This is a genomic window from Acidovorax sp. FG42, assembly GCF_057809195.1.
Genome location: NZ_JBMDJM010000004.1, coordinates 94138 through 115925, shown reverse-complemented (window position 1 = coordinate 115925; position 21788 = coordinate 94138). Strand labels below are relative to the sequence as shown.

The 21788-nt window shown below is 61.9% G+C and carries 31 protein-coding genes and 1 tRNA gene; 6 read left to right on the top strand and 26 right to left on the bottom strand.

The features are described from left to right. Window positions 1-12 precede the first annotated feature (12 nt). The 5 genes from ACODSM_RS06415 to ACODSM_RS06395 all read left to right on the top strand — a co-directional run bounded on the left by ACODSM_RS06415 (window position 13) and on the right by ACODSM_RS06395 (window position 2648). The gene (locus ACODSM_RS06415) at window positions 13-660 is read left to right on the top strand and encodes a glutathione S-transferase (RefSeq protein ID WP_488804702.1); all 648 of its coding nucleotides are present in this window, start codon (window positions 13-15) and stop codon (window positions 658-660) included. A gap of 123 nt (window positions 661-783) precedes the next feature. Continuing rightward, window positions 784-1155, top strand: coding sequence for a TraR/DksA family transcriptional regulator (locus ACODSM_RS06410; RefSeq protein WP_291444269.1), 372 nt, complete (start codon window positions 784-786; stop codon window positions 1153-1155). Window positions 1156-1218: 63 nt separating this feature from the next. Next, window positions 1219-1593 carry a hypothetical protein gene (locus ACODSM_RS06405; protein ID WP_488804701.1) on the top strand — a complete coding sequence of 125 codons (375 nt, stop codon included), beginning with the start codon at window positions 1219-1221 and terminating at the stop codon, window positions 1591-1593. 51 nt (window positions 1594-1644) lie between these two features. Further along, the gene (locus tag ACODSM_RS06400; protein WP_110961797.1) at window positions 1645-2058 is read left to right on the top strand and encodes a VOC family protein; all 414 of its coding nucleotides are present in this window, start codon (window positions 1645-1647) and stop codon (window positions 2056-2058) included. Further along, window positions 2055-2648 carry a MarC family protein gene (locus tag ACODSM_RS06395; RefSeq protein WP_488804700.1) on the top strand — a complete coding sequence of 198 codons (594 nt, stop codon included), beginning with the start codon at window positions 2055-2057 and terminating at the stop codon, window positions 2646-2648. Before ACODSM_RS06400 ends, ACODSM_RS06395 begins: the two co-directional genes overlap by 4 nt. Before the next feature lie 112 nt (window positions 2649-2760). On the opposite strand, the gene ACODSM_RS06390 is transcribed toward ACODSM_RS06395, so the two are convergent. Next, entirely contained in the window at window positions 2761-3309 is a 549-nt protein-coding gene (locus ACODSM_RS06390) for an Rrf2 family transcriptional regulator (RefSeq protein WP_295944058.1), read from the bottom strand. A 151-nt stretch (window positions 3310-3460) separates the two neighbouring features. On the opposite strand from ACODSM_RS06390, the gene nhaR reads away from it, so the two are divergent. Next, window positions 3461-4357 (top strand): transcriptional activator NhaR, encoded by an 897-nt coding sequence (nhaR, locus tag ACODSM_RS06385; protein WP_488804699.1) that lies wholly within the window; start codon window positions 3461-3463, stop codon window positions 4355-4357. A 166-nt stretch (window positions 4358-4523) separates the two neighbouring features. On the opposite strand, the gene ACODSM_RS06380 is transcribed toward nhaR, so the two are convergent. The 25 genes from ACODSM_RS06380 to ACODSM_RS06260 all read right to left on the bottom strand — a co-directional run bounded on the left by ACODSM_RS06380 (window position 4524) and on the right by ACODSM_RS06260 (window position 21657). Then, window positions 4524-4600, bottom strand: a tRNA-Met gene (locus ACODSM_RS06380). A gap of 22 nt (window positions 4601-4622) precedes the next feature. Then, window positions 4623-5015: a 50S ribosomal protein L17 gene (gene rplQ / locus ACODSM_RS06375; RefSeq protein ID WP_008906513.1), complete on the bottom strand. Its 393-nt coding sequence runs from the start codon at window positions 5013-5015 to the stop codon at window positions 4623-4625. A 154-nt stretch (window positions 5016-5169) separates the two neighbouring features. After that, window positions 5170-6162: a DNA-directed RNA polymerase subunit alpha gene (locus tag ACODSM_RS06370; protein WP_005793666.1), complete on the bottom strand. Its 993-nt coding sequence runs from the start codon at window positions 6160-6162 to the stop codon at window positions 5170-5172. A gap of 117 nt (window positions 6163-6279) precedes the next feature. Then, on the bottom strand, window positions 6280-6903 hold the full coding sequence (gene rpsD, locus ACODSM_RS06365; RefSeq protein ID WP_015016011.1) for a 30S ribosomal protein S4: 624 nt from the start codon (window positions 6901-6903) through the stop codon (window positions 6280-6282). Between the two features lie 92 nt (window positions 6904-6995). Next, the gene (gene rpsK / locus ACODSM_RS06360; protein WP_005793662.1) at window positions 6996-7400 is read right to left on the bottom strand and encodes a 30S ribosomal protein S11; all 405 of its coding nucleotides are present in this window, start codon (window positions 7398-7400) and stop codon (window positions 6996-6998) included. A 16-nt stretch (window positions 7401-7416) separates the two neighbouring features. Next, window positions 7417-7782, bottom strand: a complete 366-nt coding sequence (gene rpsM / locus ACODSM_RS06355; RefSeq protein WP_008906516.1) for a 30S ribosomal protein S13 — start codon at window positions 7780-7782, stop codon at window positions 7417-7419. A gap of 23 nt (window positions 7783-7805) precedes the next feature. Beyond that, window positions 7806-7919 carry a 50S ribosomal protein L36 gene (gene rpmJ, locus ACODSM_RS06350; RefSeq protein WP_005793651.1) on the bottom strand — a complete coding sequence of 38 codons (114 nt, stop codon included), beginning with the start codon at window positions 7917-7919 and terminating at the stop codon, window positions 7806-7808. 137 nt (window positions 7920-8056) lie between these two features. Next, window positions 8057-9376: a preprotein translocase subunit SecY gene (gene secY / locus ACODSM_RS06345; protein WP_015016012.1), complete on the bottom strand. Its 1320-nt coding sequence runs from the start codon at window positions 9374-9376 to the stop codon at window positions 8057-8059. A 24-nt stretch (window positions 9377-9400) separates the two neighbouring features. Further along, entirely contained in the window at window positions 9401-9832 is a 432-nt protein-coding gene (rplO, locus tag ACODSM_RS06340; RefSeq protein ID WP_015016013.1) for a 50S ribosomal protein L15, read from the bottom strand. Window positions 9833-9842: 10 nt separating this feature from the next. Continuing rightward, a complete protein-coding gene (rpmD, locus tag ACODSM_RS06335; RefSeq protein WP_005793644.1) occupies window positions 9843-10025 on the bottom strand; it encodes a 50S ribosomal protein L30 in 183 nt (60 codons plus the stop codon). A 14-nt stretch (window positions 10026-10039) separates the two neighbouring features. Next, window positions 10040-10558 carry a 30S ribosomal protein S5 gene (rpsE, locus tag ACODSM_RS06330; protein WP_015016014.1) on the bottom strand — a complete coding sequence of 173 codons (519 nt, stop codon included), beginning with the start codon at window positions 10556-10558 and terminating at the stop codon, window positions 10040-10042. A 17-nt stretch (window positions 10559-10575) separates the two neighbouring features. Further along, window positions 10576-10941, bottom strand: a complete 366-nt coding sequence (rplR, locus tag ACODSM_RS06325) for a 50S ribosomal protein L18 (protein WP_015016015.1) — start codon at window positions 10939-10941, stop codon at window positions 10576-10578. An 11-nt stretch (window positions 10942-10952) separates the two neighbouring features. After that, window positions 10953-11486: a 50S ribosomal protein L6 gene (gene rplF, locus ACODSM_RS06320; RefSeq protein ID WP_015016016.1), complete on the bottom strand. Its 534-nt coding sequence runs from the start codon at window positions 11484-11486 to the stop codon at window positions 10953-10955. Between the two features lie 25 nt (window positions 11487-11511). Next, complete coding sequence (gene rpsH / locus ACODSM_RS06315) at window positions 11512-11907, bottom strand: 30S ribosomal protein S8 (protein ID WP_005793636.1); 396 nt, start codon at window positions 11905-11907, stop codon at window positions 11512-11514. 20 nt (window positions 11908-11927) lie between these two features. Then, window positions 11928-12233 (bottom strand): 30S ribosomal protein S14, encoded by a 306-nt coding sequence (gene rpsN, locus ACODSM_RS06310; RefSeq protein ID WP_015016017.1) that lies wholly within the window; start codon window positions 12231-12233, stop codon window positions 11928-11930. A gap of 8 nt (window positions 12234-12241) precedes the next feature. Beyond that, on the bottom strand, window positions 12242-12781 hold the full coding sequence (rplE, locus tag ACODSM_RS06305) for a 50S ribosomal protein L5 (protein ID WP_015016018.1): 540 nt from the start codon (window positions 12779-12781) through the stop codon (window positions 12242-12244). 9 nt (window positions 12782-12790) lie between these two features. Continuing rightward, window positions 12791-13111, bottom strand: a complete 321-nt coding sequence (gene rplX / locus ACODSM_RS06300) for a 50S ribosomal protein L24 (protein ID WP_060987447.1) — start codon at window positions 13109-13111, stop codon at window positions 12791-12793. Window positions 13112-13120: 9 nt separating this feature from the next. After that, on the bottom strand, window positions 13121-13489 hold the full coding sequence (gene rplN, locus ACODSM_RS06295) for a 50S ribosomal protein L14 (protein WP_007861702.1): 369 nt from the start codon (window positions 13487-13489) through the stop codon (window positions 13121-13123). 194 nt (window positions 13490-13683) lie between these two features. After that, window positions 13684-15276, bottom strand: coding sequence for a glycerol-3-phosphate dehydrogenase/oxidase (locus ACODSM_RS06290; protein WP_291444286.1), 1593 nt, complete (start codon window positions 15274-15276; stop codon window positions 13684-13686). A gap of 186 nt (window positions 15277-15462) precedes the next feature. Beyond that, a complete protein-coding gene (locus tag ACODSM_RS06285) occupies window positions 15463-17196 on the bottom strand; it encodes an ABC transporter substrate-binding protein (protein WP_015016021.1) in 1734 nt (577 codons plus the stop codon). 135 nt (window positions 17197-17331) lie between these two features. Continuing rightward, window positions 17332-17640: a DUF2160 domain-containing protein gene (locus ACODSM_RS06280; RefSeq protein ID WP_015016022.1), complete on the bottom strand. Its 309-nt coding sequence runs from the start codon at window positions 17638-17640 to the stop codon at window positions 17332-17334. Window positions 17641-17789: 149 nt separating this feature from the next. Beyond that, a complete protein-coding gene (locus tag ACODSM_RS06275; protein ID WP_015016023.1) occupies window positions 17790-18602 on the bottom strand; it encodes a carbohydrate ABC transporter permease in 813 nt (270 codons plus the stop codon). Continuing rightward, entirely contained in the window at window positions 18595-19491 is an 897-nt protein-coding gene (locus tag ACODSM_RS06270; protein ID WP_015016024.1) for a carbohydrate ABC transporter permease, read from the bottom strand. Before ACODSM_RS06270 ends, ACODSM_RS06275 begins: the two co-directional genes overlap by 8 nt. Then, window positions 19488-20564, bottom strand: a complete 1077-nt coding sequence (locus ACODSM_RS06265) for an ABC transporter ATP-binding protein (protein WP_488804698.1) — start codon at window positions 20562-20564, stop codon at window positions 19488-19490. Before ACODSM_RS06265 ends, ACODSM_RS06270 begins: the two co-directional genes overlap by 4 nt. 1 nt (window position 20565) lies before the next feature. Next, window positions 20566-21657, bottom strand: coding sequence for an ABC transporter ATP-binding protein (locus ACODSM_RS06260; protein WP_015016026.1), 1092 nt, complete (start codon window positions 21655-21657; stop codon window positions 20566-20568). Window positions 21658-21788 lie beyond the last annotated feature (131 nt).

Genomic DNA, 21788 nt, shown 5'->3' with positions numbered 1-21788 from the left:
AGGAGACACCCCATGCTCACACTCTGCGGCTTTTCGGCCAGCAACTACTACAACAAGGTCAAGCTGGCCCTGCTCGAAAAGGGCCTGCCGTTCACCGAAGAACTGGCCTGGGTGGGCGAGACCGACCGCAGCGCCAGCCCGCTGGGCAAGGTGCCCTACCTGCGCACGCCGCAGGGACCGCTGTGTGAGTCCGCCGTGATGGCCGACTACATCGAAGCCGCCCACCCCGAGCACCCGCTGATCCCGGCCGACCCCTACCAGGCCGCCAAGGTGCGCGAGCTGATCACCTTTCTGGAACTGCACCTGGAGCTGGTCGCACGCAACCTGTATCCGCAGGCGTTCTTTGGCGGCACTGTGAGCGACACCGCCAAGGAAAAGGTGGGCACACAGCTGCAGAAGAACATTGCCGCCTTCGGCCAGCTGGCCAAGTTCAGCCCCTACGTGGGCGGCGACACCTTCACCATGGCCGACTGCGCGGCCATCGTGCACTTGCCGCTGGTCAGCTCCGCCACCAAGATCATCTACGGCAAGGACTACCTGGCCGATCTTCCCGTGCGCGACTACCTGGCCCGCATGGCCGAGCGCCCCCATGTGCAGCGCGTGAACGCGGACCGCAAGACCAACACCGCCGAAATGCTGGCGCGCCCGCCCAAGCGCTGAGCCCGCCCCGCAGCGGTGTCACCCGGGCAGTGACACCGCGCGCCATCCCTTGACCTTGGTCAACCCACCGCGCCGCACACAGGCGCACCATGCAGGTATCCGATCACCCCGAGGAGACCCCGCATGGACAAGACCCAAGCCGCCCCATTTCGCCAGCAGTTGCTGACCCAGCAGTCCGAGTTGCTGGCCCAGCTGGCCGCACAGCGCGGCGGCGTCATCGGGCGCGCCGAAGTGGCCGCTGAACACTTTGGGCAACCGGAAGACCCACGCGCCCAGGTGGCCACCGAGCGCGAACTGGAATTTGCCCTGGGCGAACGCGAAACTGCGCACCTGGCGGCTGTCGAAGCCGCCCTCGCCCGCGTCGAAGCGGGCACCTATGGCGAGTGCACAGACTGCGGCGCCCACATCACCGCCGCCCGCCTGCATGCCCAACCCGAGGCAGCGCGCTGCGTGCATTGCCAAGAAAAGGCGGAGCAACACCCGCGTGCTGCGTGAGCAGGTTCGCCCGCTCCGCCCCTCTTCCTTCCCGTTTTGTCATCACTTCAAGAAAGCCGATTCATGAGCACTTTTCACGCCGTTGTCTGGATGGACCAATCCGAAGCCCATGTGGTGATGTTCGACCGCGAACACGCCGAAGCCCAGCGCATCAAGTCCCGCAGCCACCACAAGCACCAGGGCAAGGCCGAGGACCTCGCACCGTTTTTTGCCGAAGTGGCCCAGGCCCTGACCCACACCCGCGAGGTGCTGCTGGCCGGCCCGGGCCTGGTGCGCAACCAGTTCCGCGACTGGGCCGCCAAACACCATGCGGCCGTGGCCGGTGTGGTGGTGGACTCGGTGGCCGCCGACCATCCGACAGACGCCCAACTGGTGGCCATGGCGCGCCAGTACTTCAAGAAGTTTGACAACATGGCCGCCGATCCGTCGGTCGCCTGACCGACGGATCGGCCCCCCACGGCGTGGCCCCTGGCTGCTATCCTCTGCGGGATGCGCAGCCTCTTTCACCTCGCCTTTCACGTCACCGACCTGGACGCGGCCCGCCGCTTTTACGGCGGCGTGCTGGGCTGCCAGGAAGGCCGAAGCACCGACACCTGGGTGGACTTCGATTTTTTTGGCCACCAGATCTCGTTGCACCTGGGCACACCGTTTGCCAGCGCCCGCACCGGGCATGTGGGGGACCACCTGGTCCCCATGCCGCACTTCGGCGCCATTTTGGAACTGCCCGACTGGCATGCACTGGCCGCGCGGTTGAAGGCCGCCGGCACCGCCTTCGTGCTGGAGCCGCAAGTGCGCTTTGAAGGCCAGCCCGGCGAGCAGTGGACGATGTTCTTCCACGACCCCAGCGGCAATCCGATCGAGATCAAGGGCTTTCGCTCGCTGGACGCGGTGTACGCCACATGAGCTACACCTTCGCCTCAGCCACCATCCTGCTCCTGCTGATCACCGATCCGCTGGGCAACATCCCCATCTTTGCCAACGCCCTGCGGGGCGTGGCGCCCGAGCGCCGGGCGCGGGTGATCCTGCGGGAGGTGCTGATTGCGTTTGCACTGCTGCTGGTGTTCCTGTTCTTCGGGGCGGAGTTCCTGCGGGTCATGAATTTGAGCGACCTGTCGTTGCAGATTGCCGGTGCCGTGGTGTTGTTTCTGATCGCACTGCGCATGATCTTTCCGTCGGCAGATGGTCCGCAGACGGAGCTGCCGGGCGAGCCGCTGATCGTGCCGCTCGCCATCCCTGCGCTGGCAGGCCCTTCGGCACTGGCCACCGTCATGCTGCTGGTGGCCCAGGCGCCGGAACGCCGCTGGGAATGGGTGGGCGCGCTGTGCGTCACCATGGCCGTGTGTGCCGTGGTGCTCTTGCTGGCCGAACGCATCCAGCGCCTGGTGGGCGAACGCGTGGTGATGGCGTTTGAACGCCTGATGGGCCTGATCCTGGTCGCGATCTCGGTAGAGATGCTGATCCGAGGGATCAAGCAGCTGGCGCACCAGTTGTAGCGTAGCCGTCGGCAGTCGGCAGTCGGCAGTCGGACATCCTGGCCGTGCTCCGACCCCGGTGGGCTTGGCGCCGCGCCTGCGACGCCTCGCACCACCGCGTGGCTCCTCCGCCTCAGCGGCGCTGCAGGATCGGCATGCTCCCCAAGGCAAACACCGAGTTGGGCACATTGACCCGCGCCATCAGCGGACGGGGCTTGGGCGCCAGGGGCAGCTTGGTCCGGGCAGCGGGGGCCTTTTCCTCCACCACCGTGCCCTGCTTCAGGGCCTGGTCCACCAGGTCCTGCAGCGTCACCGACTGCAGGTATTCCATCACGCGGGAGTTGAAGCTGGTCCACAGCTCGCCCGTCATGGATTTGACCTGCGCAGCCTGGCCGGCGCCCAGGTTCTGCAGCTCGTCGTTCTTGAGGTTTTCTACGGCCAGGATGATTTCGGCCACCGATACCTGTTCGGCCTGCCGCGCCAGCGTGTAACCGCCGCCCGGGCCGCGGGTGCTGTCCACGAGACCGGCACGGCGCAGCGCGCTGAACAGCTGCTCCAGGTACGAAAGGGAAATGCCCTGCCGCGCGCTGATGGTGGACAAGGGCACGGGCCGCAGCTTCTGGCGCAGGGCCAGGTCGGTCATGGCGGATACCGCCAGCTGTCCTCGGGTCGTGATACGCATCGTTGCTACTCCTTGTGAACACAGGCAGCTCCAGGCCGCAGCGCAGATCGCCACGGAAGCTGCCAAACGTCAATGTAGAGAGTTTCATACTTCGCGTATATTCGTTTTATCGTGTTTTTCTATTCGGTTTTTTCGAAGTTTTGAGACCACCATGAATTTCAAGCACTTGCGTTACTTCTGGACGGTGGCCAAGGCAGGCGGGGTGATGCGGGCGGGTGAGCAGCTGAACACCACGCCGCAAACACTGTCCGGCCAGATCAAGCAGCTGGAAGAATGGCTGGGCCACGACCTTTTCCGCAAGCGGGGGCGCGGCCTGGAGCTGACCAGCGAGGGCCGCGTTGCGCTGGGCTATGCCGAGCAGATCTTTGCGCTGGGGGACGAGCTGGAAAAATCCATCCGGCTGGCGCGCGGGCAGGAGAAGCCGCTGGAGTTCCGGGTGGGCGTGGCCGACTCAATTGCCAAATCAGTGGCCTATCACCTGCTGGAGCCTGCGCTGGGCATGCCGCAGCGTGTGCACATGACCTGCCACGAAGGCAAGTTTCCCGAACTGATTGCGCAGTTGAGCCTGCACCGGCTGGACCTGGTGCTGGCCGACGAGCCGGTGTCCAACAAGATTGGCGTCAAGGCCTTCAACCACCCACTGGGCACCAGCGGCATGAGTTTTCTGTGCGCCCCCACCTTGCGGGCGCAGCTGGAGGGGCCCTTCCCACAGTGCCTGCACGGCGCGCCCATGCTCATTCAGGGCCCCATGTCGTCCGTGCGCCAGCAGCTCGACCATTGGCTGAACAAGCACCAACTGCAGCCCCGCCTGGTCGGTGAGTTCGACGACAGTGCGTTAATGAATGCATTTGGACGTGAGGGCCGGGGCATCTTCACCTCCCCCTCCGTACTGGACGAGGAGACCACGGCCCAGTTTGGCGTGGAAGTCATCGGGCGCTCCTCCGAACTGGTGGAGGAGTTCTTTGCCATCTCCGTCGAAAGGCGCATCACCCACCCTTGTGTGGTGGCCATCACCAAAGCCGCGAAGGCGGATCTTTTTGCCCATTGAGCCCGTCGGAAACGTCGCGGTAGTCGGGCACCTCCACGGCAGTCTGAACAGGAGACCGCGAAGGCAATCCACCCTTGGCAGCGCCTAGCGCGTCAACCATCGGGCGCACAAACAAAAACGCCCACTGGGTAGTGGGCGTTTTGCTTTAGCAAGGATTGCTCTATTTTGGTTGCGCGAGAAGGATTTGAACCTCCGACCTTTGGGTTATGAGCCCAACGAGCTACCAGACTGCTCCATCGCGCGGTAAGAAATAAATTATACCCTATTATTCAGCTGCTGCCGAATTATTTTCGGTTTCTGCAGCACGGTCGACCAGTTCGACCAGGGCCATAGGCGCATTGTCGCCCACGCGGAAGCCCATCTTCAGGATGCGAGTGTAGCCACCAGGACGCACCTTGAAACGGGGGCCGAGGTCGTTGAACAGCTTGGTCACGCTGTCGCGGTCGCGCAGACGGTTGAAAGCCAGGCGGCGGTTGGCCACGGAGTCTTCCTTGGCCAGAGTGATCATGGGCTCGATCACGCGGCGCAGTTCCTTGGCCTTGGGAACGGTGGTCTTGATGACTTCGTGCTCGATGAGCGAGTTCATCATGTTCTGCAGCATCGCGAGGCGGTGCGAGCTGGTGCGGTTGAGTTTGCGAAGGCCGTGTCCGTGGCGCATGGTGCTTTCTTTCTACTGTCTATGTAATTAAATCGGGCAGCCGGATCAGGTACTGTCCGAGGCACTGTTCCCCGTGGGGAACGAAAAGTCCCCTTTGCGGGGGACATCAAACCGGGCGCCCAAACTTTGGGCAGCCTTCGATTATAGCTTTGGCTTAACGCTTGTCCAGACCTGCTGGAGGCCAGTTCTCAAGCTTCATGCCCAAGGTGAGGCCACGCGATGCCAGCACTTCCTTGATTTCGTTGAGCGACTTGCGGCCCAGGTTAGGCGTCTTGAGCAGCTCGTTCTCGGTGCGCTGGATCAGGTCACCGATGTAGTAAATGTTCTCCGCCTTCAGGCAGTTGGCAGAACGCACGGTCAGTTCCAGCTCGTCCACGGGACGCAGCAGGATCGGATCAAACGTCGCATTGCCACGTGGGCCTGCGGGTGCATCGAACGCAGCGAGTTCGCCGCCTTCGAGCTGCGCAAATACCGCCAGCTGTTCCACCAGGATTTTGGCCGATGCGCGCACAGCGTCTTCGGCAGTGATCGCACCGTTGGTTTCGATCTCGACCACCAGCTTGTCCAGGTCGGTACGCTGCTCCACACGGGCGCTTTCCACGGTGTAGCTCACGCGCTTCACAGGGGAGAACGAAGCGTCCAGCACAATGCGGCCAATCGACTTGGTCGATTCGTCGGCATAGCGGCGCAGGTTACCGGGCACGTAGCCGCGACCCTTCTCTACCTTGATCTGCATGTCCAGCTTCCCGCCGGCAGACAGGTTGGCGATCACGTGATCAGGGTTGACGATTTCCACGTCGTGAGGGGTCTGGATATCACGGGCAGTGACCACACCTTCGCCATCTTTGCGCAAGCTCAGTGTCACTTCGTCACGGTTGTGGAGCTTGAACACCACGCCCTTGAGGTTCAACAGGATGTTGACCACGTCCTCTTGAACGCCGTCGATGGACGAATACTCGTGCAGAACACCTGCAATCGTGACTTCCGTCGCTGCGTAACCCACCATGGACGAGAGCAGGACGCGCCGGATGGCATTGCCCAGCGTGTGGCCGTACCCACGCTCGAACGGCTCCAGTGCGACCTTGGCACGGTTGTGGCCAAGCTGCTCGACATTGATCGCCTTGGGTTTCAGCAAATTGGTTTGCATTCAGACTTCCTCTCAATACCCCCAGCTCGTTACACCGGTAAGGCTGGTGAAGCACCTAAACCGCGATGCCTCGCGGTTCAGGGACGGTTTGCTTGAAATACTTCCGTACTCTACGGATTAACGCGAGTACAACTCAACGATCAGCGATTCGTTGATGTCGGCGCCGAACTCGTCGCGGTCAGGCACCTTCTTGAACACGCCTTCAGCCTTGTCGGCGTTCACTTCCACCCAGGCAGGCATGCCCACTTGGGCTGCCAGTTGCAGAGCCTCGACCACGCGGGCTTGCTTCTTGGACTTTTCGCGGACAGCCACCACGTCGCCCACCTTGACAAGGTACGAAGCGATGTTCACCGACTTGCCGTTCACCGTGATCGCCTTGTGGGACACCAGCTGGCGCGCTTCAGCGCGGGTGGAGCCGAAACCCATGCGGTACACGACGTTGTCCAGACGCGATTCCAGCAGGAACAGCAGGTTGGCGCCGGTGTTGCCCTTCTTGCCGTCGGCAGCTTCGAAGTAACGGCGGAACTGCTTTTCCAGCACGCCGTACATGCGCTTGACCTTCTGCTTTTCACGCAGTTGCAGACCGTAGTCAGAGGTGCGGGCGCCCGAAGTGCGGCCGTGTTGGCCGGGCTTGGAGTCGAACTTGGACTTGTCCGCGATAGAGCGACGTGCGCTCTTCAAGAACAGGTCGGTGCCTTCACGGCGGGAGAGTTTGGCCTTGGGGCCGAGGTAACGTGCCACTTGAGCTTCCTTTGTGTCATCTGCCGCAAACCATTGCGGGAGCCGCCTGAGGCGCTTGCGCGTTCACAGGCGGCGGTGGGCTTAGAGAGAAATTAGATACGACGGCGCTTTTGAGGGCGGCAGCCGTTGTGAGGCACCGGGGTCACATCGGAGATCGACGTGATGCGGATGCCCAGTGCGCCCAGTGCGCGCACCGACGACTCACGGCCAGGACCTGGGCCCTTGATTTCCACGTCAAGATTCTTGATACCTTGATCGATGGCAGCGCGGCCAGCCACTTCGGAGGCCACCTGGGCTGCGAAGGGGGTGGACTTGCGCGAGCCCTTGAAACCTTGGCCACCGGAGGAAGCCCACGACAGAGCGTTGCCCTGGCGATCAGTGATCGTGATGATGGTGTTGTTGAACGAGGCGTGCACGTGGGCAATGCCGTCCGAAACGTTCTTCCGGACCTTCTTGCGGACGCGCTGAGCTGCGTTATTGGCAGGAGACTTAGCCATGATGATCTTTCAATCTTTATTTCTTCAGTGCAGCAGCACCCTTGCGCGGACCCTTGCGAGTGCGTGCATTGGTACGAGTGCGCTGACCACGCATTGGCAGACCGCGGCGATGGCGGAAGCCACGATAGCAGCCGATGTCCATCAAACGCTTGATGTTCATCGTGGTTTCGCGGCGCAGGTCACCTTCAATGGTGAACTGCTCGATTTGCTCGCGAATTTTTTCCAGATCGCCGTCCGTCAGATCTTTGATCTTCTTGGAGTAAGCGATACCAGTTGCTTCGCAGATCTTGCGAGCGCGGGTGCGACCAATGCCAAAAATGGCGGTCAAACCGATTTCCGCGTGCTTGTGCGGCGGAATGTTAATGCCAGCGATACGTGCCATATGCGTCCTCTAATACTTTCCAATCAACCTTGGCGCTGCTTGTGACGCAGATCCGTGCAGATCACACGCACCACACCCTTGCGGCGGATGATCTTGCAGTTGCGGCAGATTTTTTTGACCGAAGCCGAAACTCTCATTGCATTCTCCTAAAACTTTTCCATCCGTCCCGGCTGCTTCGCACGGAACACAATTTGTGCCCGCGAAAAATCGTGGGGCGCCAATTCAACCGATATCCAATTCTTTGCAGACAGCGCTGTGCGCTGCCTTGATGCTATCAACCGCCTGCACCGCCCTTGAAGTTCGCCTTCTTGAGCAGCGATTCGTACTGTTGCGACATCATGTAGTTCTGGACCTGGGCCATGAAGTCCATGGTCACCACCACAATGATCAGCAGCGAGGTTCCACCAAAGTAAAACGGAACGTTGTACTTCAGGATCAGGAACTCGGGCAGCAGACACACAAAAGTGATATATACCGCGCCCGCCAACGTCAGGCGAACCAGGATCTTGTCGATGTAGCGTGCAGTTTGCTCACCTGGACGAATGCCCGGAATGAACGCGCCGCTCTTTTTCAGGTTATCTGCTGTCTCGCGGCTGTTGAACACCAAAGCCGTGTAGAAGAAGCAGAAGAAGACGATCGCCGCAGCGTAGAACATCACATAGATCGGCTGACCTGGCGTCAGTGCACCCGAGATGTCCTTGAGCCAACGCATCGATTCGCCAGCGCTGAACCAGTTCACCACGGTCGCAGGCAGCAGGATGATCGACGATGCAAAGATCGGAGGAATCACACCCGCCATGTTCAGCTTCAAGGGCAAGTGCGACGACTGGCCGCCATACACCTTGTTACCGACTTGTCGTCGTGCGTAATTCACCAGGATCTTGCGCTGTCCACGCTCCACAAACACCACGAAGTAAGTCACGAGACCCACCACGATGACGATGAAGATCGCTGCGAGGATGCTCATTGCACCGGTGCGCACCAATTCCAGAAGACCACCGATCGAGCTGGGCAGACCGGCAGCGATGCCGCCGAAGATCAGGATCGAGATCCCGTTGCCCAGACCACGCTCCGTGATCTGCTCACCCAGCCACATCAGGAACATCGTTCCTGCTGTGAGGCTGACCACTGCCGTCAGGCGGAAGCCAAAACCGGGGCTCAGTACCAGACCTGCAGAGCTTTCAAGGGCTACTGCAATACCCAGCGATTGGAACAGGGCCAAGCCCAGGGTCCCATAGCGGGTGTACTGCGTGATCTTCCGGCGGCCGGCTTCGCCTTCCTTCTTCAACTGCTCGAAGGCGGGCAGCACGTACGTCATCAGCTGCATGATGATCGATGCCGAGATGTACGGCATGATCCCCAGAGCAAACACCGTGAAACGCGACAGCGCGCCACCCGAGAACATGTTGAACAGGTTCAGGATGCCGCCCTGCTGGCCACTGAACAGCTGCTGAAGTTGGGCTGGATCGATGCCCGGCACGGGGATATGCGCCCCGATGCGGTACACGACCAGCGCCAGCAACAGAAAAACCAGACGCCGACGCAGGTCGCCGAATTTTCCGGTCTTTGCAATTTGAGCCGCGCTAGTAGCCACAGATGCCTTCCTTCAGTGCCACACTCAGGCGACGCTGCCGCCAGCAGCTTCGATGGCTGCCTTGGCACCTGCCGTAGCGCCCACGCCAGACAGCTTGACTGCCTTGGTCAGGGAACCGCTCTTGATGACCTTGACCACCTTGGCCAGCTCGCCAACCAGACCAGCTTGCTTCAGTGCCAGAACGTCCACTTCAGCCAGACCCAGCTGGTCCAGGGCTGTCAGCGTGACTTCCGCATTGAACTTGAGCAGGTGCGACTTGAAGCCACGCTTGGGCAAGCGACGTTGCAGAGGCATTTGACCGCCTTCGAAGCCCACCTTGTGGTAGCCACCGGAGCGGGACTTTTGGCCCTTGTGACCACGGCCAGCGGTCTTGCCCAGGCCGGAGCCGATACCACGGCCTACGCGGCGCTTGGCATGCTTGGCGCCGTCTGCGGGCTTGATGCTATTGAGTTCCATGATCTATCTCTCAGACGATTTTGACCAGGTAGCTGATCTTGTTAATCATGCCGCGAACTTCGGGCGAATCCTTCAATTCGCTGACGCTGTTCAGCTTGCGCAGGCCCAGGCCACGAACGGTGGCGCGGTGCGATTCCTTGGTGCCAATCGGGCTGCGCACCAGTTGAATCTTGACGGTTTGTTGCGTTGTCATATTCAGGCTCCGGTTCAGGCGAAGATGTCTTCGACTGTCTTGCCGCGCTTGGCTGCAACGTTCGACGGAGTCGTCGAATTGACGAGCGCGTCAAAGGTAGCACGGACCATGTTGTAGGGGTTGGACGAACCATGGCTCTTGGCCACGATGTCGGTCACACCCAGCACTTCAAAGACTGCGCGCATCGGGCCGCCGGCGATGATACCGGTACCCTTGGGAGCGGGAGCCATCATCACGACAGCCGCGCCATGATGGCCGGTCACGTTGTGATAGATGGTGCCGTTCTTCAGAGACACCTTGACCATGTTGCGGCGAGCTTCTTCCATCGCCTTTTGCACGGCAGCAGGCACTTCCTTGGACTTGCCCTTGCCCATGCCCACGCGGCCGTCACCGTCGCCAACCACGGTCAGTGCAGCGAAACCGAGGATACGGCCACCCTTCACGACTTTGGTCACGCGGTTGACCGCGATCATTTTTTCGCGCAGACCGTCGTCACGACCTTCGTCTTGCACTTTGGGTTGAAATTTAGCCATTTTGTATTCCGCTCCGCTTAGAACTGCAGGCCGGCTTCACGGGCTGCGTCGGCCAGAGCCTTGACGCGACCGTGGTAGGCAAAGCCTGCGCGATCAAATGCAACCTTCTCGACACCTGCAGCCTTCGCCTTTTCAGCGATACGCTTGCCGATGACCTGGGCTGCAGCGGCGTTGCCACCCTTGCCCGAACCGCCGAGCGACTTGCGCACGTCGGCTTCTGCCGTCGAAGCGCTTGCCAGCACCTTGCTGCCGTCGCCGGAAATCACACTGGCGTAGATATGGAGGTTCGTACGGTTCACGGTGAGACGTGCCACGCCTTGCTGTGCAATGCGGATACGGGTCTGACGCGAACGACGAAGACGCTGCTCTTTCTTGGTCAACATGTTGCAGCTCCTTATTTCTTCTTGGTCTCTTTGATCGTGATCTTTTCGTCCGCATAGCGGATGCCCTTGCCCTTGTAGGGCTCGGGTGGACGAACAGCACGGATCTCAGCAGCGATCTGACCGACGCGTTGACGATCGGCACCCTTGATCACCACTTCTGTGGGCGTGGGGGTGGCAACCGTGATACCAGCGGGCATCTCGATGTTGACCGGGTGCGAATAACCGACGGCCAGATTGAGCTTGGAACCGGCTGCAGCAGCCTTGTAACCCACGCCCACCAGGCTCAGCTTCTTTTCAAAGCCCTTGCTGACACCGACCACCATGTTGTTGACCAACTGGCGAATCGTGCCGCTCATGGCATTGGCTTCGCGGGAATCATTGGCAGGCTCAAAGCTGAGCTTGCCGTCATTGCTGGACACCTTCACCAGCGCGTTTTGCGCCAGCGACAGGGTGCCGCCAGAACCCTTCACAGAGATCTGGTCGCTTTTCACGGACACATCCACACCTGCGGGGATGGTCACGGGCATTTTTCCTACTCGGGACATTTCAGTTTCTCCTCAATGCCGCGGGTTAGGCCACGTAGCAGAGCACTTCGCCACCGACACCGGTAGCACGCGCTTTGCGATCGGTCATCACGCCCTTGGGCGTCGTGACAATTGCCACACCCAGACCGTTCATGACTTGTGGAATGGAATCACGGCCTTTGTAGACACGCAGACCAGGGCGGCTGACGCGCTCGATGCGCTCAATCACGGGACGGCCTGCGTAGTACTTCAGGGCAATTTCGAGTTCGGACTTGCCAGCTTCGGTCTTGACCTGGAAGCCGTCGATATAACCTTCGTCCTTCAGCACTTGGGCGATGGCGATCTTCACTTTGGAAGAAGGCACCAGAACCGTGGCCTTGGAGACCATCTGTGCGTTACGGATGCGGGTCAGCAAGTCAGCGATGGGATCACTCATGCTCATGTTTAATCTCTCCTGCCTGCTTACCAGCTGGCCTTGGTGACACCGGGGATGTCGCCATTGAAAGCCAGTTCGCGGATCTTGGCGCGAGCCAGACCGAATTGACGGAAGGTGCCGCGTGGACGACCGGTGATTTCGCAACGGTTGCGCTGACGCGTGGGGTTGGCATTGCGGGGGAGCTTTTGCAGGCCCAGGCGGGCTGCATCACGCTCTTCGTCGCTGCGCTTGGCATCGCCAGCGATTGCCTTCAGTTCCGCATACTTGGTTGCGTACTTGGCTGCCAGTTTTTCGCGCTTCAGTTCGCGCTGGATCAAAGCTACTTTAGCCATGCTTCGCCTCAGTTCTTGAACGGGAAACGGAAACCAGCGAGAAGCGCCTTGGCTTCTTCGTCAGACTTGGCCGTCGTGGTGATGCTGATATTGAGACCGCGCAAAGCGTCAACCTTGTCGTACTCAATTTCAGGGAAGATGATCTGTTCTTTGACGCCGATGTTGTAGTTGCCACGGCCGTCGAAAGCGCGACCGGAGATACCACGGAAGTCACGAACGCGGGGCAGAGCCACGGTCACGAAACGGTCCAGGAACTCATACATCTGCACGCCACGCAGCGTGACCATGCAACCGATGGCCTGGCCTTCGCGGATCTTGAAACCGGCGATAGCCTTCTTGGCCTTGGTCACCACAGGCTTCTGACCGGCAATCTTGGTCAGGTCAGCCACGGCGTTGTCCATCACCTTCTTGTCCGAGACTGCTTCGCTCACGCCCATGTTCAGGGTGATCTTGGTCAGACGGGGAACCTGCATCGGCGAGGTGTAACCGAACTGCTTGGTCAGTTCGGGAGCGATCTTGTCGCGGTAAATGTCTTGGAGTCGTGCCATGTTTACCCCTTAGGCCGCCTTGATTTCAGCGCCGCTGGACTTGAACACGCGAACGCGTGTGCCGTCAGCCTGCACCTTGATGCCCACGCGATCAGCCTTGCCAGTAGCGGCATTGAAGATGGCCACGTTGGACTGGTGAATCGGCATGGCCTTTTCGATGATGCCGCCGGTCGTACCCTTCATGGGGTTCGGCTTGGCGTGCTTCTTGACCAGGTTGATACCGTCGATGACGAGGTGGGAGTCATCCTTGCGCAGCGTGACGGTGCCACGCTTGCCCTTGTCACGGCCGGTCAGCACGATGACTTCGTCGCCCTTGCGAATCTTGTTCATGGCGCGTCCTTAGAGAACTTCAGGAGCCAGGGACACGATCTTCATGAACTTTTCGGTACGCAGTTCACGCGTCACGGGTCCAAAGATGCGGGTGCCGATAGGCTCCAACTTTGCATTCAGCAACACTGCAGCATTGCCGTCGAATTTGACGAGCGAACCGTCGCCGCGACGAATACCCTTCGCCGTGCGAACCACCACTGCGCTGTAAACCTCGCCTTTTTTGACGCGGCCACGTGGAGCGGCTTCTTTGATGCTCACCTTGATGATGTCGCCAACGCTTGCATAGCGACGCTTCGAGCCACCCAGCACCTTGATGCAAAGGACGGACTTGGCGCCGGTATTGTCGGCAACCTCTAACCGAGATTCTGTCTGGATCATTTCAATATTCCCAACTTGCACCAGAAGACAACAGCCCCAGAGAACTTCTCAAGGGCTGCAAATCAGCCAGTCAGTCTTGGGCCCGTCGTCCGCACCGCAAACCATTTGCAGCACTTCCCGCTGGGCAGAAACTTCACGTAGGAAACGCGAAGCCCTCGATTATTGCAAAACACTTTCGGGAAGTCAAGCCCGTGTTATGCAGGTACATGCAGATACTGTGGCGCCAGCGCCAGGAAGGCGTCCAGTTGCGGGTCGGAGCCCAGCTCTTCGCGCAGGATGCGAGCGACGACGGGCGCCAACTCCAGGGCCTTGCGGGCGTCCAGGAACAGCAGGCGCGAACGGCGTGCCAGCACATCTTCCACCGTGCAGGCATATTCAAACCGGGCCGCAAAACGGACCATGGCCTCGGTCAGGCCGCCGCCCAAATCTGTTTGTGCGCCTGGCATCGCCCGCACCTCGGCCGCTTCGCTGCCATAGGAGTGCAACCCCTGGGCGTCGCTGATCCGGTGCTGGACCGGCTCCCGTGGCGTGCCTACCAGCGGCAGCTGGTTCGTCACGCCTGCCGGCTTTTCGGGCAGCAGGCCCGTGGTGAAGCATTTTTGCAACACATCTTCGGCCATGGCCCGGTAGGTGGTCCACTTTCCGCCGGTCACGGTGATCAGGCCGCTGCGGCTGGCCAGCACCGTGTGCTCCCGGCTGATCTTCTTGGTGTTGTCACCGTCGTCGTCTTGCGGCTTGACCAGCGGGCGCAAGCCCACCCAGATGCTGCGGATGTCCTCGACGCGGGGCGCGCGGGTCAGGTAGCGCGCGGACTCCTCCAGGATGAAGCGCACTTCCTCCCGAAACGGTTCGGGCTCCCGTACCACGTCCTGGCGCGGGCTGTCGGTGGTGCCAAGAATGAGTTTGCCCAGCCAGGGCACGGCAAACAGCACGCGGCCATCGGCCGTTTTGGGCACCATCAAGGCGTGGTCGGACGGCAAGAACTCCCGGTCCACCACAATGTGTACGCCCTGACTGGGCGCCACCATGGGCTTGACGGGCCGCCCGATGGCTTCGCCGTCCATCTGGCGCAGGGTGTCCACCCACACGCCCGTGGCGTTGACCACCGACCGGGCGCGCACGGTGAACTGTTGGCCGCTGTCCGCGTCCTCGCAGACAAAGCCCACGACCTTTCCGGCCTCGTGGACCAGCGACTTGGCCGGACAGTAATTGACCACCAAGGCGCCCAGGCTGGCCGCCGTGCGCGCCAGCGCCAGCGCCAGGCGCGCATCGTCAAACTGGCCATCCCAGTATTTGACCCCGCCTTTCAGGCCCTCGGTACGGGCGGTGGGCAAGCACCGCAGGGTGCTCTCGCGCCCCAGGAACTGGGTGGCGCCCAGGCCCGCCTTGCCTGCCAGCGCGTCGTACATCATCAGTCCGACGCCGTAAAAGGGGGTCTCCCAGAAACGGTACGACGGCATCACGAAAGGCAATGGCTGCGCCAGATGGGGCGCGTTGTGCAGCAGCGTGGTGCGCTCGTGCAGCGCCTCGCGCACCAGGGCGATATTGCCCTGCGCCAGGTAACGGACTCCGCCATGCACCAGCTTCGTGGCGCGGGACGACGTCCCTTTGGCGAAATCGTGGGAATCCACCAGCACCACGCTGAAGCCGCGTGCCGCAGCATCGAGCGCCACCCCCAGGCCCGTCGCGCCCCCGCCGATCACGGCGAGGTCATATTGGTGCGGCTGGGCCAGGCGGGCCAGGAGGTCGGCGCGCCGTGTGGGGAGGGGAGCGGTGGCAATGGTCATGGGGTGATTGTCCATGGGCGGAGTAAAAACCAAGGGTTTACCCTTGAATTCCTGACACTCCCGGGGTGAGAACCCGCCCCAAGCCCTATGGAGGCCGGGGCGGTATGGAGCAAAAAAGGCAGCCAGAGACCTTGTGAGCCCTGGCTGCCGATCAATGGTGGTTACAAGAACCCCTTGATCTGTGGGTCAGCGCGTCTTGCCGTCCTTCCACGCCTGCAGCAGCGTGTTGTAGGCAATCGTCTGGCCCTTGGGCTTCTCATTGGCGAGCTTGGCCCAAGGTGCCTGCTTGTCGCTCAGCCATTTGGAAGGATCGCTCTTGGGGTTCAGCTTGGGCGCGCAGTGGGCCATGCCGGCACGCTCCAGGCGGGCCATCACCTGGTCCATTTCGTCAGCCAGGGTGTCCATGGCGCCCTGGGGCGTCTTTTCACCCGTCACCGCCTGGGCCACGTTCTTCCACCACAGCTGGGCCAGCTTGGGGTAGTCAGGCACGTTGGTGCCGGTGGGCGACCATGCCACGCGGGCAGGGCTGCGGTAGAACTCCACCAGGCCACCCAGCTTGGGTGCCATGTCGGTCATGGCCTTGGACTGGATGTCCGACTCGCGGATCGGGGTCAGGCCCACCATGGTCTTCTTCAGCGACGTGGTCTTGGCGGTCACGAACTGGGCGTAGAGCCAGGCGGCAGCCGTCTTGTTGGCATCGTGGTCCTTGAAGAAGGTCCAGCTGCCCACGTCCTGGTAGCCGTTCTGCATGCCCTGCTTCCAATAGGGGCCGTTGGGGCCGGGGGCCATGCGCCACTTGGGCGTGCCGTCGGCGTTCACCACGGGCAGGCCGGGCTTGGTCATGTCGGCCGTGAAGGCGGTGTACCAGAAGATCTGCTGGGCGATCTGGCCCTGGGCGGGCACGGGGCCGGCTTCGCCGAAGGTCATGCCCGTGGCTTCCTTGGGCGCGTACTTCTTCATCCAGTCCACGTACTTGGTGAGGGCGTAGACGGCGGCGGGCGAGTTGGTCGCACCGCCACGGGCCACGCTGGCGCCCACGGGGGTGCACTTGTCGTCGGCCACGCGGATACCCCACTCGTCGATCGGCAGGCCGTTGGGCGTGCCAATGTCGGCAGAACCTGCCATGGACAGCCAGGCATCGGTAAAGCGCCAGCCCAGCGACGGATCCTTCTTGCCGTAGTCCATGTGACCATAGATCGGCTTGCCGTCGATGTTCTTCACGTCGTTGGTGAAGAACTCGGCGATGTCTTCATAGGCCGACCAGTTCAGTGGCACGCCCAGGTCGTAGCCGTACTTGGCCTTGAACTTGTCCTTCAGGTCCTTGCGGTCGAACAGGTCGGCGCGGAACCAGTACAGGTTGGCAAACTGCTGGTCGGGCAGCTGGTACAGCTTGCCATCGGGCGCCGTGGTGAACTTGGTGCCGATGTAGTCCTTGATGTCGATGCCGGGGTTGGTCCACTCCTTGCCTGCGCCGCCCATGTAGTCGGTCAGGTTCATGATCTTGCCGTAGCGGTAGTGCGTGCCGATCAGGTCCGAGTCCGAAATCCAGCCGTCATAGATGGACTTGCCCGACTGCATGGAGGTCTGCAGCTTCTCGACCACGTCACCTTCCTGGATCAGGTCGTGCTTGACCTTGATGCCGGTGATTTCTTCAAACGCCTTGGCGAGCGTCTTGGATTCGTACTCGTGCGTGGTGATGGTTTCGGAAACGACCGAAATCTCCTTCACGCCCTTGGCCTGGAGTTTTTTGGCTGCGTCGATGAACCACTTCATCTCGGCCATCTGCTGGTCTTTGCTCAGCGTGGATGGCTGAAATTCGCTGTCGATCCACTTCTTGGCCTCGGCCTCGCCGGCCCAGGCAGCCTGCCCCATCGCCAGAGCCGCGGCGGCGAAAGCGATCGCCTTGAACTGCATCTTCATTGCTGTCTCCTCTCAGATTGAGACCCCCATTGGTAGACCGGCACCAACCCGGGGGGGAACCAGGCCAGGCCTTCGACACTACAAAATCAATAGCTAGCAGCGCATATTTCTCTGGCGCTACCGGCTGTTTTTGCTTCAACCCTTGCGCAGGATCAGCACCAAGAGCGCCATCGACGCCACAAAGCTGATCCACACCGACGGCTCGGCCGACAGGCTGAACCACTGGACCAGCTTGCCGCTGATGCCCACAAAAATCAGGTTCACGTAGGCCGCTGACAGCAGGCCGATAAAGAGGCGGTCGCCGCGCGTGGTCTCCAGCGGCAAGAAGCCCTTGCGCATCGTCGTGGGCGACTTGATCTCCCACACCGTCATGCCGATCAGCATCAGCACGATGCACGTGAAGAACACCGCCACCGGCAACGTCCAGGCCATCCAGTCAAACATGGGTACCCCCCTGAGCGCCTGCGGCGCTTCCCCCCAGGGGGACGCAGCCCGCGGCCGGGCAAAGCCCGCTCCGCGGCTGCCGCTGGCTTGGGAAGCAGAGCGCGCTCTGCTGCGGGTTGTTGTGGTTCATTGGTCGGCTTCCCCTCATATCAAACCCGGCCCATCGCAAAGCCTTTTGCGATGTAGTGCCGCACAAACCAGATCACGATGGCGCCCGGCACAATGGTCAGCACCCCGGCAGCGGCCAGCGTCGCCCAGTCCATGCCGCTCGCGCTCACCGTGCGTGTCATCGTGGCCACGATGGGCTTGGCGTTCACGCTGGTCAGCGTGCGGGCCAGCAGCAGCTCCACCCAGCTGAACATGAAGCAGAAGAACGCCGCCACACCCACGCCCGCCTTGATCAGCGGCAGGAAGATGGTCACGAAAAAGCGCGGAAAGCTGTAGCCGTCGATGTAGGCCGTCTCGTCGATCTCGCGCGGGATGCCGCTCATGAAGCCTTCGAGAATCCACACCGCCAGCGGCACGTTGAAGAGCAGGTGCGCCAGCGCCACCGCGATGTGCGTGTCCATGAGCCCCACGGTGGTGTACAGCTGAAAGAACGGCAGCAAAAACACGGCCGGCGGCGTCATGCGGTTGGTCAGCAGCCAGAAGAACACATGCTTGTCGCCCAGGAACTGGTAGCGGCTGAAGGCATAGGCCGCAGGCAGCGCCACGGTGAGCGAAATCACCGTGTTGATGCCCACGTAGATCAGGCTGTTGATGTAGCCCGAGTACCAGGACTCGTCCGTGAAGATGGTCTTGTAGTTGGCCCAGGTGAAGTGCTGAGGGAAGAACGTGAAGGTCGACAGGATCTCCTCGTTCGTCTTGAAGCTCATGTTGACCATCCAGTAGATGGGCAACAGCGCGAACAGCAGGTAGACCACCAGAAAGATCGACCGCTTCTGGAAGCGCTTTTCATTCATGGCCGGCTCCTTCGTTGCTGGCGGTGCCCACGCGCTGCATCCAGTTGTAGAGGATGAAGCACAGCAGCAAGATGATGAAGAAATAGATCAGCGAGAACGCTGCGGCAGGCCCCAGGTCGAACTGGCCCACGGCCTTGGTCGTGAGGTACTGGCTCAGGAAAGTGGTGGCATTGCCCGGTCCGCCACCGGTGAGCACGAAGGGCTCGGTGTAGATCATGAAGCTGTCCATGAAGCGCAGCAGCACCGCAATCATCAGCACACCACGCATCTTGGGCAGCTGGATGTAGCGGAACACTGCGAACTTGCTCGCGCCGTCAATACGGGCCGCCTGGTAGTACGCGTCGGGGATGGAGCGCAGACCGGCAAACGCCAACAGCGCGACCAGCGGCGTCCAGTGCCACACGTCCATCAGCAGCACCGTGAGCCAGGCCTGCGTGGCGTTGCCGGTGTAGCTGTATTCGATGCCCATCTCCTGCAGCAGCCGGCCCATGAGGCCGATGTCGGCACGGCCATAGATCTGCCAGATGGTGCCCACCACGTTCCACGGAATCAGCAGCGACAGCGCCACCACCACCAGTACGGCGGACGACTTCCAGCCCTGCGCGGGCATGGACAGCGCCAGCAGGATGCCCAAGGGAATCTCCACCGCCAGCACGGCCAGCGAGAAGGTGAGCTGGCGCAACAGCGCGGCGTGCAGCTCCTCGTCGCGCATCACCTGCACGAACCACTCGGTACCCACAAACACGCGGCGCTCGGGGCTGATGATGTCCTGCACCGAGTAGTTCACCACCGTCATCAGCGGCAGGATGGCCGAGAAGGCCACACACAGAATCACGGGCAGGATCAGGAACCAGGCTTTCTGGTTGACGGGTTTGGTGGTTGCGCTCATGCCAGCAACTCCTCATTTTTGTAAAAGCAGGTGTGCTCACCCAGCACCTGCAGCCAGGCCGTGTCACCGGCCGATGGCAGGCGCGTCTCGGGCGTGAAACGCGCCTTGACGGTGTGCTCGCCCACCTTGGCGGTCAGCATCTGGTAGGTGCCAATGTCCTGCACCTGCACCACCGTGCCGGGCAGTGCACCGGCCTGTTGCGGCTGGGCCAGCGCCAGGTATTCGGGGCGAATGCCGACCTGAAGGGCGCCAGCGGGCAGCGCGCGGCCCACGGGGCTGACCAGGCGGTTGCCGGCCACGGTGAGGCTGTCACCCTCGCTGTGCGCCGGCAGGAAGTTCATGCCCGGCGAACCAATGAAGTGCCCCACAAAGGTGTGCGCAGGTCGCTCGAACAAGGCGTCTGCCGAGCCGACCTGCACGGCCTTGCCGCGCGTCATCACCACCACCTGGTCGGCAAAGGTCAGCGCCTCCACCTGGTCGTGGGTCACATAGATCAGCGTGAGCTTGAGTTCGTGGTGGATCTGCTTGAGCTTGCGCCGCAGCTGCCACTTGAGGTGCGGGTCGATCACCGTGAGCGGTTCGTCGAACAGCACGGCGGCCACGTCCGCGCGCACCAAGCCACGGCCCAGCGAGATCTTCTGCTTGGCATCGGCTGCCAGGCCTGCAGCGCGCTGGTTGAGCTGGCCGCTCATCTCCAGCATCTCGGCGATCACGCCCACACGCTGCTTGATCTGGTCCTCGGGCACCTTGCGGTTGCGCAGCGGAAAAGCCAGGTTCTCGGCCACCGTCATGGTGTCGTAGATCACGGGGAACTGGAACACCTGCGCAATGTTGCGCTCCTGCGGGCTGGCGCGCGTCACGTCGCGGCCGTCGAACAGCACCTTGCCATGCGAGGGCACAAGCAGGCCCGACATGATGTTGAGCATGGTGGTCTTGCCGCAGCCCGAGGGGCCGAGCAGCGCATAGGCGCCGCCGTCCTCGAACTCCATCTTGAGCGGCAGCAGCGCGTAGTCGCTGTCCTGCTGCGGGTTGGGCTTGTACGAATGCGCCAAGTCCAGGCTGATGCGGGCCATGTCAGCGCCCTCCTTGTGCGGTAGCAGGCCGGGCGGGCGCCCAGGCCAGTCGGCCGTCGGCACCAAACACGTAGGCCTGGGCGGGGTCCAGGTGCAGCGTGATGGGCGTGCCCAGTTCAAAGTAATGCACGCCGGTCAGCTGCGCCACCAGGTCGCCCCAGGGCGTGGCCGCGTGCACAAAGGTGTCGGAGCCCGAAATCTCGGCCAGCTCCACCACCCCCGCCACGCTGACGTCGCCCGGGCGGGCCGCAACCCGCAGCGCACTGGCGCGCACGCCCACGGTGAGGCCGGCGGCTGCCGCCACGCCTTGTGGCAGCGGCACGCTCAGCTCCAGGCCGCCCTGCAAGCGCACCCCGGCAGGGGTTGCCGAGGCGGCAATCAGATTCATCGGCGGGTCGCTGAAAGCGCGCGCCACGCGCAGCGAATTGGGCGCATGGAACACCTCGGCCGTGGGGCCGTACTGCAGCAGCTGGCCTTCGTCCAGCACCGCCGTGTAGCCGCCCAGCAGCAGGGCCTCGCCCGGCTCGGTGGTGGCGTAGACCACGGTGGACTGACCGGCAGCAAACAGCTGGGTCAGCTCCTCGCGCAGTTCTTCACGCAGCTTGTAGTCCAGGTTCACCAGGGGTTCGTCCAGCAGCATCAGCGGCGCACCCTTGGCCAGGGCGCGGGCCAAGGCCACGCGCTGCTGCTGCCCGCCAGACAGCTCGGCCGGGTAGCGGTCCAGGAACATGTCGATGTGCAGGCGGCTGGCGATTTCGCGCACACGGGCGTCAATGTTCTTTTCGCCGCGCAGCTTCAGGGGCGATGCGATGTTGGCCGCCACCTTCATCGAGGGGTAGTTGATGAACTGCTGGTAGACCATGGCCACATTGCGGTCGCGCACGGGGGTGCCCGTCACGTCCTTGCCATCCACCAACACGCGCCCGTGGGTGGGCACATCCAGCCCCGCCATGATGCGCATCAGGCTGGTCTTGCCCGCCTGGGTCGCCCCCAGCAACACCGTCACGGCATTGGGCTGCAGCGACAGGTTCATGTCGTACAGCCAGGTCTGCGCCCCGACTTTTTTGCTGATGCTGTCCAACGCCAGCTGCATGAAGCATCCTCTTCCGGCCCTGCGGCCTGTGTGAAAGGGCTGCACACACGCACGGCAGCCCTCAAATTTCGATCTTTTTCATTTTTGTTCCTTTTTGTTCGAATCGAATCAAGGTTTACCCTTAATCAATT